The organism is Cellulomonas sp. NPDC057328 (genome assembly GCF_042667215.1).
GTDB lineage: Bacteria > Actinomycetota > Actinomycetes > Actinomycetales > Cellulomonadaceae > Cellulomonas.
The window spans coordinates 1-14,719 of the sequence record NZ_JBHUZW010000096.1 but is presented as its reverse complement, the minus strand read 5'-3'; the positions used below and the strand labels follow the sequence as shown (position 1 = coordinate 14,719).

Genomic DNA, 14,719 nt, shown 5'->3' with positions numbered 1-14,719 from the left:
CGGGCGCCTTGGGCGGCACGGGGTTGTCCGCGGGGGGGTCCCGGCGCCCGCTGGCGCGCGCGGGCGCGGGGGGGCGGTGCCGGGGCGCGCCCGGCCGCGGGCGGCGCCGTCCGCCGGCCCCGACGGCTCCGCGGACGTCGCGCTGACGGCGGTGCTCGCCCGGCACGCCGCCGGCACCGCCGACCTCGGCGAGGTCGTCGCCGCGCTCGCGCCGACGCGCGTGCTGGTGCCCGTGCTCGCCGAGCTCGAGGTCGCGGACGTCGTCGAGCACGACGGTCACGCGCACACGGTCGACAAGGAGGCGTCCGCGGGCGTCGTCGCGCTCCGCACGCCGGACGGCCGCACGGCGCTGCCGGTGTTCACGGGCGTCGACGCCCTGCGGCGCTGGCGTGCCGACGCGCGGCCCGTGCCGAGCGACGTGCCGCGGGCCGCGCTGTCGGCGGTCGCCGAGGGCTGGGAGGTCGTCGTCGTCGACCCGGCCGGCCCGGTCCCCGTCGCGCTGCCCCGCACCGCCGTCGAGGCGCTCGCGCGCGGCGAGACGTGGCGCCCGGCGGTCGTCGGCGGCGTCGTCGACGCCGAGGTGGCCGCGGCCGTCGCCGCCGCGCTCGCGACGGTGCGCCTCGTGCGGACGGTCGACGCCGTCCCGGGCACGCGCGCGGAGGTCGCCGTGCGGCTGGGGCTGCTCCCGGGCCTGGACCGGACCGCGCTCGACCGCGTGCTCACGCAGGTCAACGCCGCGCTCGCCGCCGACCCGGTCGTCGCCGCGCGCGTGGACTCGCTCGAGCTGAAGCTGCACGCGGCCGGCTGAGCGGGCCGGCGGCCCGTCGTGGCCGCCGCTCAGCGCCGCCGCAGCGCCCGCGCGAGCAGCCACACGGTCGCCACCGCGGCGAGCGCGAGCTGCCCGCCGAGGATCGCGCGGTCGACGTCCACGGTGGGCACCCACCGCGTCCCGCGCGCGTCGACGACGACCACGCCGAGCGGCCGCACGTGCGTGGCGAAGCCCCCGCCGCCGCCGTCGCCGTGGGCGCCGCCGGGCGCGTCGGCGCCGCCACCACCCCCGGCCCCCGTGGCGCCGGAGACCCGGGCCACCGGGATCACCAGCGCGCCGTCCTGGTCGTACGCCTCCCCGAAGGCCCGGCGGACGGAGATGCTGTCGGCGGCCGCCCGCGTGAGGGCGGCCAGGTCGAACGTGGGCTCGGTCATGGGAGGCTCCCTGCCGTCGTGCTCCGGTGCGGCCGGTCAGCCGCAGGTGGGTGCGGGGGCGAACGCGGCGGCGTCCGCGAGGAGCGAGCGCAGCGTGCTCACGGGGACGACGAAGCTCATCCCGGTCGCGTTCTTGGCGTAGACCACGCCGATGACCCGCCCGGACGCGTCGAGGGCCGCCGACCCCGACGAGCCGGGCTCGACGGGTGCGTCGGTGACGAGGACCTCGCCCAGGTTGGCGTTCAACGGGTCGGTGACGGCGCCCATGATGCGGCCGTCGGTGACGGTGAGCCGGCGGCCGAGCGGGTAGCCGACGACCGTGACGGCGTCGCCGATCGCCGGGTCCGCGTCCGCGAGGACCGGTGCCGCCGGGAGCGCGTCGACCGTGCGGACCACCGCCAGGTCGGCGAGCGCCGCCGAGCTCGCGGCCTCCGCGGCGACGTCGCGCCCGTCGTAGGTGCTGAGCTCGAGCTGGGCGGAGTCGGCCACGACGTGCCGGTTCGTCACGAGCGTGTGCTCGTCGATGGCGAAGCCGGACCCCGTGGACAGGGCGCCGCAGCCGATGTTCCGGATCCGCACGGCCATGCGCTGCGCCGCGTCGAAGCCGTCGGGGGACAGCTGCGACCCGGCCTCCGTCGTCGTCGGTGCGGGTGCCGTGCTCGGCACCACGCTCGTCGGCACGGGCGGCGGTGGCGCGGGCAGCGCGGCGCACGCCGCGAGCAGCGACGCCACGACGGCCACGGCGAGCGCCGGCCGCACCGGCGCGGTCCGTGCCCCGCGCGGACGCCTGCCCGCCCGGTGCCGGACGTGCGCGGTCACCGCGCCAGCTCCCGCTGCAGCGCGGCGTTCGCGTCGCTCGCGTTCCCGCAGACGCGCTCCACGTCGGCGCGGAACCGCGCCAGCTCCGCGGGGTCGTACCGCGAGACGTCCTCGAGGTAGCCGATGAGCGACTCCTGGCCCTCGATGCACGTGGCCAGCGCCGTCGCGACCGTGCCCGCGGCCTCGGAGACGCGCGCCTGGTAGTCGGCCAGCTGCTGCTGCGCGGCCGTGGTGTCCCCGAGCTGCGCCTTCTCGTCCGCGAGCTCGGTGATGCGCGTCTGCGCCGTCGCGAGCTGGTCGCGCGTGGCCGCGAGCTCGCCGGTGGTCGCCTCGAGCTCCGCCGTCGCCTGGGCGAGCTCCTCGCCGTGCGTCCGGGCGAGCGCCTCCCAGTCGGCCGCGGCGCGCTCCCACTCGCGCGTCGTCGTCCAGAGCCGCGCTCCGACGAGGCCGGCCGCGACGAGCACGCCGACGAGCGCCAGCGCGAGCACGACGACGGCGCGCCGGCGCGGCGGCGGCGCGGGCCACCCGCCGACGGGCGGCGCCGTGGCCGGCGTGGGGGCGGACGTCGCGTCGGTCCGCGGGGGCGTGCCCCACGCGCCGGGCGTCCCCGCGGGCCCGCCGGCTGCGCTGCCGGCCGCCGCACCCGGCGACGCACCGGCTGCCGCACCGGCTCCCGGGCCGGACGCCGCCGGGCGCGGCGAGGGCGTCCACCACACCGGCTCCTGCGGGGGCTGCCGGGGGCCGGGGGAGGGGGCGGGTCCGCTCGGGCCGGTCATCGCGCCAGGATAGGCGGGGACCGGCCGTCGCCCGGGGTGCGGCACCGGTGCGTCACGCGGACGGACGGCCCGCACGGGGTCGCGTGGGCGGTCCGTCCGGTACGCCCGACCGGTCGCCCGACGGTGCGTCGACGCACGGGAAACGATGCGGCCCGGGCGGTCCGCGCGTGTGACCATCGACGCTCGTGCGGTCCTCCTACTCCGACGTCCTGCGGCTGCCGGGCGTGCTGCGTCTCTTCCTCGTCGCGCTGGTCGCGCGCGTGCCCCACGCCATGAGCGGCGTCGTGCTGACGCTGCACGTCGTGACGGCGCTCCACGAGGGGTACGCGCGCGCCGGCGTGGTGGCGGCGTCGATGACGGTGGGCGTCGCCGTGGGCGCGCCGTGGCGCGGACGGCTCGTCGACCGGCTCGGCCTGCGCCGGGCCCTGCTGCCGTCGGTGCTCGTCGAGTCCGCCGTGTGGCTCCTCGCGCCGCACCTGACCTACGGACCGCTCGTCGGCGCCGTCTTCGTCGGCGGCCTGTTCCTCGTGCCCGTGTTCTCGGTGGTGCGCCAGTCCCTGGCCGTGCTCGTGCCGCCCGCGCAGCAGAAGGCGGCCTTCGCCCTGGACTCCGTCCTCACCGAGCTCACGTTCATGCTCGGCCCCGTCGTCGGCACCCTGCTGGTGACGCAGGGGTCGAGCCTGCTCGCCCTCTCGGTCGTGGGGGTCGCGACGGTCGGCGCGGGCGTCCTGCTGCTGTGGGCCGACCCGCCGACGCGCAGCGCCCCGGGCACCGCGCCGGAACCCGCACCGGCCGGCGGCCGCCTGCTCACCCCACGGCTCGTCGTCGTGCTGCTGGCCGCCGTCGCCGCCGCGTTCGTGCTCGTCGGCACCGACGTGTCCCTCGTCGCGGCGCTCACCGACACCGGGCGCGCGGCGGACGTCGGCTGGATGGTCGCGCTGTGGGCCGGCGGCTCCGTCGTGGGCGGGCTGCTGCACGGCGCGAGCCCGCGGCAGCCGTCCCCCCTCGTGCTCGTCGCGCTGCTCGCGGTCGCCACCGTGCCGGCGGCGCTCGTGCAGGGGCAGGCGGCGCTCGCGGTGGCGGTCGTCGTCGCCGGGCTGCCGTGCGCGCCGGCGCTCGCGTCGATCAACGCCACGCTCGTCCGCCTCGTGCCGGAGCACCGCCGGGGCGAGGTCATGGGCTGGAGCGGCACGATGCAGACGGTCGGCAACGCGCTCGGCGCGCCCCTGTGCGGCTGGACGATCGACCGCGCCGGCGCCGGTGCGGGCTTCCTCACCGCCGCGGGCGTCGGCGGGGCGGTGGCGCTGGTCGGCCTCGCGGTGACGGGCGTGCTGCGCCGCCGACGGGCGGCCGCGGGCGCACCCGGGGCAGCGCCCCTCGGCGGCGTCGCGGCCGCCGCCGCGTCAGGAGACGGGGCCGGTGAACTTCTCGCCGGGGCCGTCGCCGGGCGCGTCGGGGAAGGGCGAGGCCTCGCGGAAGGCGAGCTGCAGGGAGCGCAGGCCGTCGCGCAGGGACCGGGCGTGCTGGTTGCCGATGTCGGGGGCGGCGGCGGTGACGAGCGCGGCGAGCGCGGTGATGAGCTTGCGGGCCTCGTCGAGGTCCCGGTGCGCTGACCCCGGCCCGTCCGGGCCGTCCTCGGCGAGGCCGCACTTCACGGCGGCGGCGCTCATGAGGTGGACGGCGGCCGTCGTGATGACCTCGACGGCGGCGACGTCCGCGATGTCGCGCACGGCCTCGGCGGCGCGCTGGTCCTGCTCGGCGGTGGGGTCGGTCATGCACCGATCCTCTCACCGGCGCCCGCGGCCGACGTCCGCGCCGACGCCCGCCGCGGCCGCGCCTCCCGCTCCACCGACCCCGCCGGGACGGCGACGGCCCCGCCCCGCACGTGCGGGACGGGGCCGTCGGGCCGGGTGGTGCGCGTCAGGCGACGGGCACCGCCGCCGTGCCGGGCTCGCCCGCCTCGACGGGCGCGCCGAGCGCGGCGAGCCCCTCGCGCAGCGCGGCGCCCAGGCCGGCGTCCACGTTGGTCCAGTACTGCACCGCGCGGGCGCGGATGTCGTCGCTCTTCACGGCGCCGACGTGCCCCGTGATCGTCTCGAGGAAGCGGGCGCGCGCCGCGTCGTCGAAGACCTCGCGGTAGAGCGTGCCGGCCTGCCCGAAGTCGTCGTCCTGCGGGTGCAGCGTCGCGGCGGCGCGCACCATCTCGCCGTCCGACTCCCAGCCGCCGGTCTCCGCCGCGCGGGCCGGGTCGGCCGCGGGGCCGCCCACCGAGTTCGGCGCGTAGACGGGACGGTCCGCCGACGGGAAGGTCACACGCGCGGCGCCGTCCTTGGAGTAGGAGTGCACCTCCGACTTCGGGGCGTTCACCGGCAGCTGCGCGTGGTTGACGCCGACGCGGTACCGGTGGGCGTCCGCGTAGGAGAAGATCCGCGCGAGCAGCATCTTGTCCGGGCTCGGGCCGATGCCGGGCACGAAGTTGCTCGGCGCGAACGTCGCCTGCTCGATCTGCGCGAAGTAGTTCTCCGGGTTGCGGTTGAGCTCCATCACGCCGACCTCGATCAGCGGGTAGTCCGCGTGCGGCCACACCTTGGTGAGGTCGAACGGGTTGAACCGGTACGTCTTCGCGTCCTCGTACGGCATGACCTGGACGCGCAGCGTCCAGCGCGGGAAGTCGCCGTCCTGGATGTGCTCGTGCAGGTCGCGGATGTGGTGGTCCGCGTCGGAGCCGGCGAGCTGCGCCGCCTCGTCGGGCGTCAGGTTGTCGATGCCCTGCTGCGTCTGGAAGTGGTACTTGACCCAGAAGCGCTCACCGGCGGCGTTGACCCACTGGTAGGTGTGCGAGCTGAAGCCGTCCATCGTCCGCCACGACCGCGGCAGGCCGCGGTCGCCCATGAGCCACGTGACCTGGTGCGCCGACTCGGGGGACAGGGTCCAGAAGTCCCACTGCATGTCGTTGTCGCGCAGGTTGGAGCCCGGCAGGCGCTTCTGCGAGTGGATGAAGTCCGGGAACTTGATGCCGTCGCGGATGAAGAAGACGGGCGTGTTGTTGCCGACGAGGTCGTAGTTGCCCTCGGACGTGTAGAACTTCAGCGCGAACCCGCGCGGGTCGCGCCACGTGTCGGGGGAGCCGTTCTCGCCCGCGACGGAGGAGAAGCGCGCCAGCATCTCGGTCGCCGCGCCGGGCTGGAACACCGCGGCACGCGTGTACGCCGAGACGTCGTTGGTGACGGTGAACGTGCCGAAGGCGCCGCCGCCCTTGGCGTGCACGACGCGCTCGGGGACGCGCTCGCGGTTGAAGTGCGCGAGCTTCTCGACCAGGTAGTGGTCGTGCAGGACGATCGGGCCGTCGGCGCCGACCGCGAGCGAGTGCGCGTCGGACGCGACGGGCGCGCCGGCGTTGGTCGTGGTGGGGGGCACGTGGGACAAGCGGGTTCCTCTCCTCGGTCCGGGCGCAGCCCGGGGTGCAGCGACCCGCCGCGCGCGGGCGGCGGGGGACGGGGGCGGCAGGGGCGTCAGCCGGCCTGCCGGCAGGCGGGGCACAGGCCCCAGAACGTGACCTCGGCGGCCTCGACCGCGAAGCCCGACGTCGAGCTCGGCACGAGGCACGGCGCGTGGCCGACGACGCAGTCGACGTCGTCGACGGCGCCGCAGGCGCGGCACACGACGTGGTGGTGGTTGTCGCCGACGCGCCGCTCGTAGCGGGCGGGGTGCCCGGCGGGCTCGATGCGGCGCAGGATGCCGGCGCCGGTCAGGGCGTGCAGGACGTCGTACACGGCCTGCACCGACACCGCAGGCAGCGTGGTGCGGACGCGGCCGAGGACCTCGTCGGCGTCGAGGTGCGCGTGGCCCTCGAGCGCGTCGAGGACCGCGAGCCGGGGGGCGGTCACCCGCAGGCCCCGGTCCCGCAGCAGGTCCGTGTCGGTCATGCGCCCAGGTCATCACGTTCTCTGGAATCATTCAAGTGACGACACGCCGTGAGGTGCGTCAGGGCGCGGCGCGGCCGGCACGGGGAGACGGGGGAGCGTGCCCCTGGCGCCTCGGGATCCGGGTGGTACAGTGGTTACCGACTGACCCGCGCTGTCGCGCGCCCTCGTCCCGCCGCACGGCCTCCCGCTCACCCGGGTGTCCGTGCCGGAGTCGGGGGCACGCGGTGGAGCGGGTGCACAAGTGGAGTCCTTCCCACCTGGGTCCCGCCCGCTCGGCCTCGCCGACGACAGGGACCGGGTCCAGTCCTCAGGTCGACGGGAGCCCCGTCGGCCTGATCGGTGGTCGCGCCGCGCGCGCCACCGTCCGGACGAGGCCTCCCCCTGTGCCCAGGGCGGGGGCCTTCCTCGTTCCTGGGGTCCACCACGACGAACCCGAGGAGCACCACATCAGCGAGCCCCGCATCAACGATCGGATCCGCGTCGCCGAGGTCCGACTCGTCGGACCCAACGGCGAGCAGGTCGGCATCGTGCGCGTGGAGGACGCGCTGCGTCTGGCCCAGGACGCCGACCTCGACCTGGTCGAGGTCGCCCCGACCGCTCGGCCGCCCGTGTGCAAGATCATGGACTTCGGCAAGTTCAAGTACGAGGCCGACATGAAGGCGCGCGAGGCCCGGCGGAACCAGGCCAACACCGTCCTCAAGGAGATCCGCTTCCGGCTCAAGATCGACCCGCACGACTACGGGACGAAGAAGGGCCACGTCGAGCGGTTCCTCGCGGCCGGCGACAAGGTCAAGGTCATGATCATGTTCCGCGGCCGCGAGCAGTCGCGCCCGGAGATGGGCGTGCGCCTGCTGCAGCGGCTGGCGGCCGACGTCGCCGAGCTCGGCTTCATCGAGAGCATGCCGAAGCAGGACGGCCGCAACATGATCATGGTGCTGGGCCCGACCAAGAAGAAGGCCGACCAGGTGAAGGAGCAGCGGCGCGCGGCCGCCTCCCAGCCGCGCGACGAGCGGCCCGCCCGTCCCGAGCCGGTCGACGAGGTCGACGAGGCCGAGGACGTCACGACGGACGAGGCGACCCCCGCCCCGGCCGCGCCGGCGCCCGAGGTCACGACGGCCCCGGCGGCACCCGCCGCCGCCCCGGCGCCCGAGCGTCCCGCCCCGGCCCGTGCCGCGGCCCCGGCCCGCACCGCCCCGTCGGCGCCCGCGCGGACGGCTCCGTCCGCGCCCTCGCGTCCGGCACCCGCCTCGCGCCCGGCGTCGTCCGCCCCGTCGCGTCCCGCGCCGGCAGCCCGCCCGGCCGCCGCCCCGCGGACCGCGGCGCCGAGCCCGGCCGCGCGTCCGGCACCCGAGTCGACCCCGCGTCCGCCGGCACCGCGTCCGGCAGCCCCGCGGCCGTCGGCGCCCGCACCGACCGGTGCCCGTCCGGGCCCGCGCCCGGGTGCGGCACCCAAGCCGGCCCCGCGGCCCGGTCCGCGCGGTGCGGCGTCGGGTGACGACGCGAGCTGACCCACCCCGGCGCGTCCGCCAGGACGCCCGCTGACCCCGAGTCGCACGACCGTGCGATGCGAACGACAAGGAGAGACGGCAGCCATGCCGAAGAACAAGACGCACTCCGGTGCCAAGAAGCGGTTCCGGGTCACCGGCACCGGCAAGGTCATGCGCGAGCAGGCCGGCGGCCGTCACCTGCTGGAGCACAAGTCGAGCCGTCGCACCCGCCGCATCGCCGGTGACGTCGTCGTCTCGCCCGCCGACACCCCGAAGATCAAGAAGCTGCTCGGCCGCTGACCCCGGCGGCGCCCACGAGGCGCCGCGGGGAGCGTCCGGCCCCGGACCCCAAGCAAGGAGCATCACGTGGCACGCGTGAAGCGGGCGGTCAACGCCCAGAAGAAGCGCCGCTCGACCCTCGAGAAGGCCAGCGGCTACCGCGGTCAGCGGTCGCGCCTGTACCGCAAGGCGAAGGAGCAGGTCACCCACTCCCTCGTCTACGCCTACCGCGACCGCAAGGCGCGCAAGGGCGACTTCCGCAAGCTGTGGATCCAGCGCATCAACGCGGCGTCGCGCGAGAACGGCCTGACCTACAACCGCCTCATCCAGGGCCTCAAGGCCGCGGGTGTCGAGGTCGACCGTCGCGTCCTGGCCGACCTGGCCGTGAACGACGCCGCCGCCTTCGCCGCCCTGGTGCAGGTCGCCAAGGACGCCCTCCCCGAGGACGTCAACGCGCCGGCCGCCGCCTGAGCCGTCGCACTGCTCGCACCGCCCCCGTCGCCCTCGTGGCGCCGGGGGCGGTGCTGTCTCCCCGGCGTGCACACGGTGGGCGGGTCGGCGGCGGCCGTGCGCGTCCCGGGCCGTGCGTCCCGGCCGCACGCGGCGAGGCACCACAATGGTCACGATGTCCGACGAGACCATGACCAACCCGCGCGCCGAGCGCGTCAAGCAGGTCCGCGCGCTCGCGCAGCGCTCGGTGCGGCGCCGGGCCGGCGCGTTCCTGGTCGAGGGGCCGCAGTCGGTGCGCGAGGCCGTCGCCGAGGTGCCCGCTCGGGTCCGCGAGCTGTACGTCGGTCCCGACGCCGGCGCCCGGTACGCCGACGTCGTGGACGCCGCCCGCGGCGCCGGCGTCCGCGTGCGCGCCGGCACGGCCGAGGTCCTCGACGCCATGAGCCCGGACGCGCAGCAGCTCGTCGCCGTCGTGGAGGCCGTCGTCCCGACGCGCGCGGACGTCCTCGCGCGCGGGCCGCGGCTCGTCGCCGTGCTCGCCCAGGTGCGCGACCCGGGGAACGCCGGCACGGTCGTCCGCGCCGCCGACGCCGCCGGCGCCGACGGCGTCGTGCTCACCGGCGCCAGCGTCGACCTGCACAACCCGAAGGTCGTCCGCTCCACCGCCGGCTCGCTGTTCCACCTGCCCGTCGCGACCGGGGGCGAGCTCGCGGACGTGGTCGCGGACCTGCGTGCGGCCGGGCTCGCCGTCCTGGCCGCCGACGGCCGCGGCGAGCACGATCTCGACGGCCTGCTCGACGTCGCCGGTCGCGCACCCGCCGGCGTGCCGGACCTGGCCGCGCCGACGGCGTGGGTGTTCGGCAACGAGGCGTGGGGGATGAGCGACGAGGACCGGGCGCTCGCCGACGCCGTCGTGCGCGTGCCGATCCGGGGCCGTGCCGAGTCGCTCAACCTGGCGACGGCCGCGGCCGTGTGCCTGTTCGCGTCGGCCCGGGCCCAGCGCTGACGTCCTCGTCGGGCGTCCGGACGCGGGCGTCCCGACCGACCTGGCAGGCTGGCCGCATGCGTCTGTTCGCCGCGGTGTGGCCCCCGACCGACGTCCTCGACCACCTCGACCTCGCACTCGCCGCCGTGCGACCCCGTGGCCCGGGCGGCGACGAGGCGGTGCGCTGGACGGCCCGCGACGCCTGGCACCTCACGGCCGCCTTCTACGGCTCGGTGCCCGACGCGCTCGCCGACGACCTCGCGACCGGCCTGGACGACCTGGCGGCGGGCACGGCGCCGTTCGAGCTGGCGCTGCGCGGCGCCGGGGTGTTCTCGCACCGGACCCTGTGGGTCGGCGTCGGCGGCGACGTCGAGGCGATGAACCGGCTCGCGGCGGGGGCGCGTGCCGTCGGGGACGCGGTCGGCGCCCGGCCGGACGAGCGGGCGCGCAACCGGCCGCACCTGACCGTCGGCCGCGCGCGGCCGGGGTCGCGCCCGCCGCGTCGGCGCGGGCAGGTGCGCGGCGCCCGCGGGCCGGGTGAGCGGGCACCCGACGCGCTCCCGCAGGACCCGGTCGACGTGGTCGCGCAGGCGCTCGCCGTGTACGACGGTCCGGCGTGGTGGGTGCACGCGATCACGCTCGTCGAGTCGCGTCCGGGCGAGGGGCGCGGCGGCGGTCCGCTGTACACGACGGTCCGCGAGCACGCCCTCGGCGGGTGACCCGCGCCGACGGCGTCGGGAGCCGCCGTCGAATGAGCCCACGGCGCGCGGCCCCGGCGTGGCACCATGGCGACATGTCCTCGACCCGCACGCGTGCCGCCGCCCGCCCGGCGGTCCCGCGTGGTCGTCGATTTCCCGGGCCCGTCCCCGGGCCGCGCGGCTGACGCCGCGCCCACGGCGGTCGTCGAGGCGCTGACGCGCGGACGCCGCCCCCGGCCCCGGGACGGGCGCCACTAGACTGCCCGACCGGTCGTCCCGTGCCCGCAGCGGCCCGGTGCGACCGCCGGCCCCCTCGCCCCGCGCGGGTGGAGGCCGCCCGGAACCGTCCTGGAAGGTCCTGATGACCGACACACCCCTGTCCCCGCTGGACGCCGACGGCGTCGCCGCCGCGGTCGACGCCGCGCTCGCCGACGTCGCCGCCGCCGGCGACCTCGACGCGCTCAAGGCCGCGCGGCTCGCCCACACGGGCGAGCAGAGCGCGCTCGCGCGCGCGAACCGCGCGATCGGCGGCCTGCCCGGTGCCGACAAGGCGACCGCCGGCAAGCTGCTCGGTCAGGCGCGCGGCCGCGTCAACGCCGCGGTCACCGCCCGCACGGCCGAGCTGGAGGCGGAGCGCGACGCCCGCGTCCTCGTCGAGGAGGCGGTCGACGTCACGCTGACGGCCGACCGTCGGCCCGCGGGTGCGCGCCACCCGCTGACGACGCTGTCCGAGCGCATCGCCGACGTCTTCGTCGCCATGGGCTGGGAGATCGCCGAGGGGCCGGAGCTCGAGGCCGAGTGGTTCAACTTCGACGCGCTCAACTTCGGTGTCGACCACCCCGCGCGGCAGATGCAGGACACGTTCTTCGTCGCGCCGCAGGACCCCGAGGTCCCGGCGGACGCGTCGGGGCTCGTGCTGCGCACCCACACGTCGCCCGTGCAGGCGCGCACGCTGCTCGAGCGGGGCGTGCCCGTGTACATCGCGTGCCCGGGCAAGGTGTTCCGCACGGACGCGCTCGACGCGACGCACACGCCGGTGTTCCACCAGGTCGAGGGCCTCGCGATCGACGAGGGCCTGACGATGGCGCACCTCAAGGGCACGCTCGACCACTTCGCGCGGGCGATGTTCGGCCCGGAGGCGCGCACGCGCCTGCGGCCGTCGTTCTTCCCGTTCACGGAGCCGAGCGCGGAGATGGACCTGTGGTTCCCCCAGAAGAGGGGCGGACCCGGCTGGATCGAGTGGGGAGGGTGCGGGATGGTCAACCCGAACGTGCTGCGCGCCTGCGGCGTCGACCCGGAGCGCTACTCCGGGTTCGCGTTCGGCATGGGCATCGAGCGCACGCTCATGCTGCGCCACGGCATCGCGGACATGCGCGACATGGTCGAGGGCGACGTCCGCTTCTCCACGCAGTTCCGGGCGGTGATCTGACATGCCGCGCATCCCGCTGGGCTGGCTGGGCGAGCACGTCGCCCTGCCCGCCGGGCTCACCGCCGAGCAGCTCGCCGCCGACCTCGTGCGCGTCGGGCTCGAGGAGGAGGCGGTCCACACGTCGGGCGTCACCGGGCCCGTCGTGGTGGGGCAGGTCGTCGACCTGACGCCGGAGCCGCAGAAGAACGGCAAGACGATCAACTGGTGCCACGTCGACGTCGGCGCGCACAACGCGCTCGACGACGCGGGGAACCCGACGGTGCCGCGCGGCATCGTGTGCGGCGCGCACAACTTCGCCGCGGGCGACCGCGTCGTCGTCGCGCTGCCCGGCGCCGTGCTGCCCGGGCCGTTCCCCATCTCCGCGCGCAAGACGTACGGGCACGTGTCCGACGGCATGATCTGCTCGGCGCGCGAGCTGGGCCTCGGCGAGGACCACGAGGGCATCATCGTGCTCGAGCGCCTGGGCTACGGCGCGGACGTGACCGCGCCCGGTGCGGACGCGCTCGCGCTGCTCGGCCTCGGCGAGGAGGTCCTCGAGATCAACGTGACCCCGGACCGGGGCTACTGCTTCTCGATGCGTGGCGTCGCGCGCGAGTACGGGCACGCGACGGGTGCCGCCTTCACCGACCCCGGCCTGCCCGTGGGCGACGAGGACGCGCCGCGCCCCGCCGGGTTCGCGGTGGAGGTCGACGACGCGCGCCCCGTGCACGGCGTGCCGGGCGCGGACCGCTTCGTCGCGCAGGTCGTGCGGGGCGTCGCCGCGCACGGCCCGTCGCCGGCGTGGATGCAGCAGCGCCTCACGCGGGCGGGCATGCGCCCGATCAGCCTCGCGGTCGACGTGACGAACTACGTGATGCTCGACCTCGGCCAGCCGATGCACGCCTACGACCTCGCGACGCTCACCGCGCCCGTCGTCGTGCGGCGCGCCGAGCCCGGCGAGCGCCTCACCACGCTCGACGGCACCGACCGCACGCTCGACCCCGAGGACCTGCTCGTCACCGACTCGGCCGGGGGCCGCGGCGCGCGGGTGCTCGGCATCGCCGGCGTCATGGGCGGTGCGGAGACCGAGGTCGGCGAGGGCACCACCGACCTGCTGCTCGAGGCGGCGCACTTCGACCCGGTGTCGGTCGCGCGCTCGTCGCGGCGGCACCGCCTGTCGTCCGAGGCGTCCAAGCGGTTCGAGCGGGGCGTCGACCCGCGGCTGCCGCGCGTCGCCGCCGCCCGTGCCGCCGCGCTGCTCGTGCAGTACGGCGGCGGGACGGTGGAGGACGCGCTGACGGACGTCGACACCACCACGCCGCCGGCGCCGGTCGCGTTCGACCCGACGCACCCGGCGCGGCTCGTCGGCGTGCCGTACACGGCCGACGAGGTGCGCACGACGCTCGAGGCGATCGGGTGCGCGGTCGAGGTGCCCGCCGGCGACCTGTCCGGCGAGGACGGGACCCGCGTCTCGTGGACGGTCCACGTGCCGACGTGGCGGCCCGACCTGCAGTCGGGCGTCGACCTGGTCGAGGAGGTCGCGCGCCTGCGCGGCTACGACGCGATCCCCTCCGTCGTGCCGCCGGCGCCCACGGGCCGCGGGCTCACGCGCGGGCAGCGGGTGCGCCGGGCCGTCGCGGACGCGCTCGCCGCAGCCGGTCTCGTCGAGGTGCTCAGCTACCCGTTCGTCGGGGCGGCCCAGGTCGACGCGCTCGGCCTGCCGGCCGACGACGAGCGCCGGCGGGCCGTGCGGCTCGTCAACCCGCTGGCCGACTCCGAGCCGCTGATGCGCACCGACCTGCTGGTGACGCTGCTCGACACCGCGCGGCGCAACGTCAGCCGCGGCACGACCGACCTCGCGGTGTTCGAGGCCGGGCTCGTGACGCTGCCCGTCGCGGGGTCCGGCGTCGCGCCGCGCCTGCCGGGCGGCGTGCGGCCGTCGGACGCCGAGCTGGCGGCGATCGAGGCGGCCGTGCCGCCGCAGCCGCTGCACGTCGCGGGCGTGCTCGCCGGGCACGTCGAGCCGGCCGGGTGGTGGGGGACCGGTCGCCGGGCCGACCACACCGACGCGGTCGCGCTCGCGCGGCGCGTGGCCGAGGTCGTGGGCGTGGAGCTCCTCGCGGCCGCGGAGGCCGACCGGGCGCCGTTCCACCCCGGCCGGTGCGCGCGTCTCACGACGGCGTCCGGTGTGCCGGTCGGCCACGCGGGCGAGCTGCACCCGCAGGTCGTCGCGGCGCTCGATTTGCCGGCGCGCACGGTGGCGTTCGAGCTGGACCTCGACGCGCTGCTGGCCGCCTCGCCGTCCGAGCCGGTGGAGGCGACGCCGGTCTCCACGTTCCCGGTGGCGAAGGAGGACGTGGCGCTCGTCGTGGACGCGTCCGTGCCGGCCGCGGACGTGCTCGCGGCCGTGCGGGCCGGCGCCGCGCAGAGCCCGGCGGGCGACGTGCTGGAGGACGTGCGGCTGTTCGACGTCTACACGGGCGACCAGGTGGGCGCGGAGAGGAAGTCGCTCGCGTTCGCGCTGCGGCTGCGCGCGGCGGACCGCACGCTCACGGCCGACGAGACGGCGGCCGTGCGTGAGGCCGTCGTCGCGGAGGCGCACGCGCGCGTGGGGGCGCAGCTCCGGGCCTGACGGACGGGGCGCGAGCAGCGCCCGCGACGGACGACGGCGGCGGCCGGGGAGCGATC

General features: G+C 77.1%; 14 protein-coding genes and 1 pseudogene. 9 read left to right on the top strand and 6 right to left on the bottom strand.

Annotation, left to right across the window (positions count from 1 at the left end; genetic code table 11):
* Positions 1 to 76: 76 nt before the first annotated feature.
* On the top strand, positions 77 to 808 hold the full coding sequence (locus ACFUMH_RS14880; protein ID WP_378207090.1) for an SseB family protein: 732 nt from the start codon (positions 77 to 79) through the stop codon (positions 806 to 808).
* Between the two features lie 29 nt (positions 809 to 837).
* Here the strand turns inward: ACFUMH_RS14880 and ACFUMH_RS14875 are convergent, their stop codons facing one another.
* Genes ACFUMH_RS14875 through ACFUMH_RS14865 form a run of 3 tightly spaced genes read right to left on the bottom strand, consistent with a single transcriptional unit; the run spans position 838 to position 2,798 of the window.
* Complete coding sequence (locus tag ACFUMH_RS14875) at positions 838 to 1,203, bottom strand: spore germination protein GerW family protein (RefSeq protein ID WP_378207087.1); 366 nt, start codon at positions 1,201 to 1,203, stop codon at positions 838 to 840.
* Between the two features lie 36 nt (positions 1,204 to 1,239).
* A complete protein-coding gene (locus tag ACFUMH_RS14870) occupies positions 1,240 to 1,962 on the bottom strand; it encodes a S1C family serine protease (RefSeq protein ID WP_378207093.1) in 723 nt (240 codons plus the stop codon).
* A gap of 56 nt (positions 1,963 to 2,018) precedes the next feature.
* The gene (locus tag ACFUMH_RS14865) at positions 2,019 to 2,798 is read right to left on the bottom strand and encodes a hypothetical protein (RefSeq protein WP_378207084.1); all 780 of its coding nucleotides are present in this window, start codon (positions 2,796 to 2,798) and stop codon (positions 2,019 to 2,021) included.
* A 272-nt stretch (positions 2,799 to 3,070) separates the two neighbouring features.
* Here ACFUMH_RS14865 and ACFUMH_RS14860 point away from each other — a divergent pair.
* Positions 3,071 to 4,093: pseudogene (locus ACFUMH_RS14860) on the top strand (MFS transporter); the annotation flags it as partial.
* 108 nt (positions 4,094 to 4,201) lie between these two features.
* Here the strand turns inward: ACFUMH_RS14860 and ACFUMH_RS14855 are convergent.
* From ACFUMH_RS14855 to ACFUMH_RS14845, 3 genes are all read right to left on the bottom strand, one after another.
* Positions 4,202 to 4,573 (bottom strand): DUF1844 domain-containing protein, encoded by a 372-nt coding sequence (locus ACFUMH_RS14855; protein WP_378207081.1) that lies wholly within the window; start codon positions 4,571 to 4,573, stop codon positions 4,202 to 4,204.
* 145 nt (positions 4,574 to 4,718) lie between these two features.
* Positions 4,719 to 6,224, bottom strand: coding sequence for a catalase (locus ACFUMH_RS14850; RefSeq protein ID WP_378207078.1), 1,506 nt, complete (start codon positions 6,222 to 6,224; stop codon positions 4,719 to 4,721).
* A gap of 86 nt (positions 6,225 to 6,310) precedes the next feature.
* Positions 6,311 to 6,724 carry a Fur family transcriptional regulator gene (locus ACFUMH_RS14845; RefSeq protein WP_378207074.1) on the bottom strand — a complete coding sequence of 138 codons (414 nt, stop codon included), beginning with the start codon at positions 6,722 to 6,724 and terminating at the stop codon, positions 6,311 to 6,313.
* Between the two features lie 383 nt (positions 6,725 to 7,107).
* Here ACFUMH_RS14845 and infC point away from each other — a divergent pair, with 383 nt between their 5' ends.
* The 7 genes from infC to pheT all read left to right on the top strand — a co-directional run bounded on the left by infC (position 7,108) and on the right by pheT (position 14,663).
* Positions 7,108 to 8,232, top strand: a complete 1,125-nt coding sequence (gene infC, locus ACFUMH_RS14840) for a translation initiation factor IF-3 (protein WP_378207071.1) — start codon at positions 7,108 to 7,110, stop codon at positions 8,230 to 8,232.
* A gap of 84 nt (positions 8,233 to 8,316) precedes the next feature.
* Complete coding sequence (rpmI, locus tag ACFUMH_RS14835; RefSeq protein ID WP_046528208.1) at positions 8,317 to 8,511, top strand: 50S ribosomal protein L35; 195 nt, start codon at positions 8,317 to 8,319, stop codon at positions 8,509 to 8,511.
* A 66-nt stretch (positions 8,512 to 8,577) separates the two neighbouring features.
* Positions 8,578 to 8,961 (top strand): 50S ribosomal protein L20, encoded by a 384-nt coding sequence (gene rplT / locus ACFUMH_RS14830; RefSeq protein ID WP_136520305.1) that lies wholly within the window; start codon positions 8,578 to 8,580, stop codon positions 8,959 to 8,961.
* A 145-nt stretch (positions 8,962 to 9,106) separates the two neighbouring features.
* Positions 9,107 to 9,946 carry a TrmH family RNA methyltransferase gene (locus ACFUMH_RS14825; RefSeq protein WP_378207067.1) on the top strand — a complete coding sequence of 280 codons (840 nt, stop codon included), beginning with the start codon at positions 9,107 to 9,109 and terminating at the stop codon, positions 9,944 to 9,946.
* A gap of 56 nt (positions 9,947 to 10,002) precedes the next feature.
* Entirely contained in the window at positions 10,003 to 10,644 is a 642-nt protein-coding gene (thpR, locus tag ACFUMH_RS14820) for an RNA 2',3'-cyclic phosphodiesterase (protein ID WP_378207064.1), read from the top strand.
* Positions 10,645 to 10,984: 340 nt separating this feature from the next.
* Positions 10,985 to 12,052, top strand: coding sequence for a phenylalanine--tRNA ligase subunit alpha (gene pheS / locus ACFUMH_RS14815; RefSeq protein WP_378207061.1), 1,068 nt, complete (start codon positions 10,985 to 10,987; stop codon positions 12,050 to 12,052).
* A gap of 1 nt (position 12,053) precedes the next feature.
* Positions 12,054 to 14,663: a phenylalanine--tRNA ligase subunit beta gene (gene pheT / locus ACFUMH_RS14810; protein ID WP_378207058.1), complete on the top strand. Its 2,610-nt coding sequence runs from the start codon at positions 12,054 to 12,056 to the stop codon at positions 14,661 to 14,663.
* Positions 14,664 to 14,719: the final 56 nt, after the last annotated feature.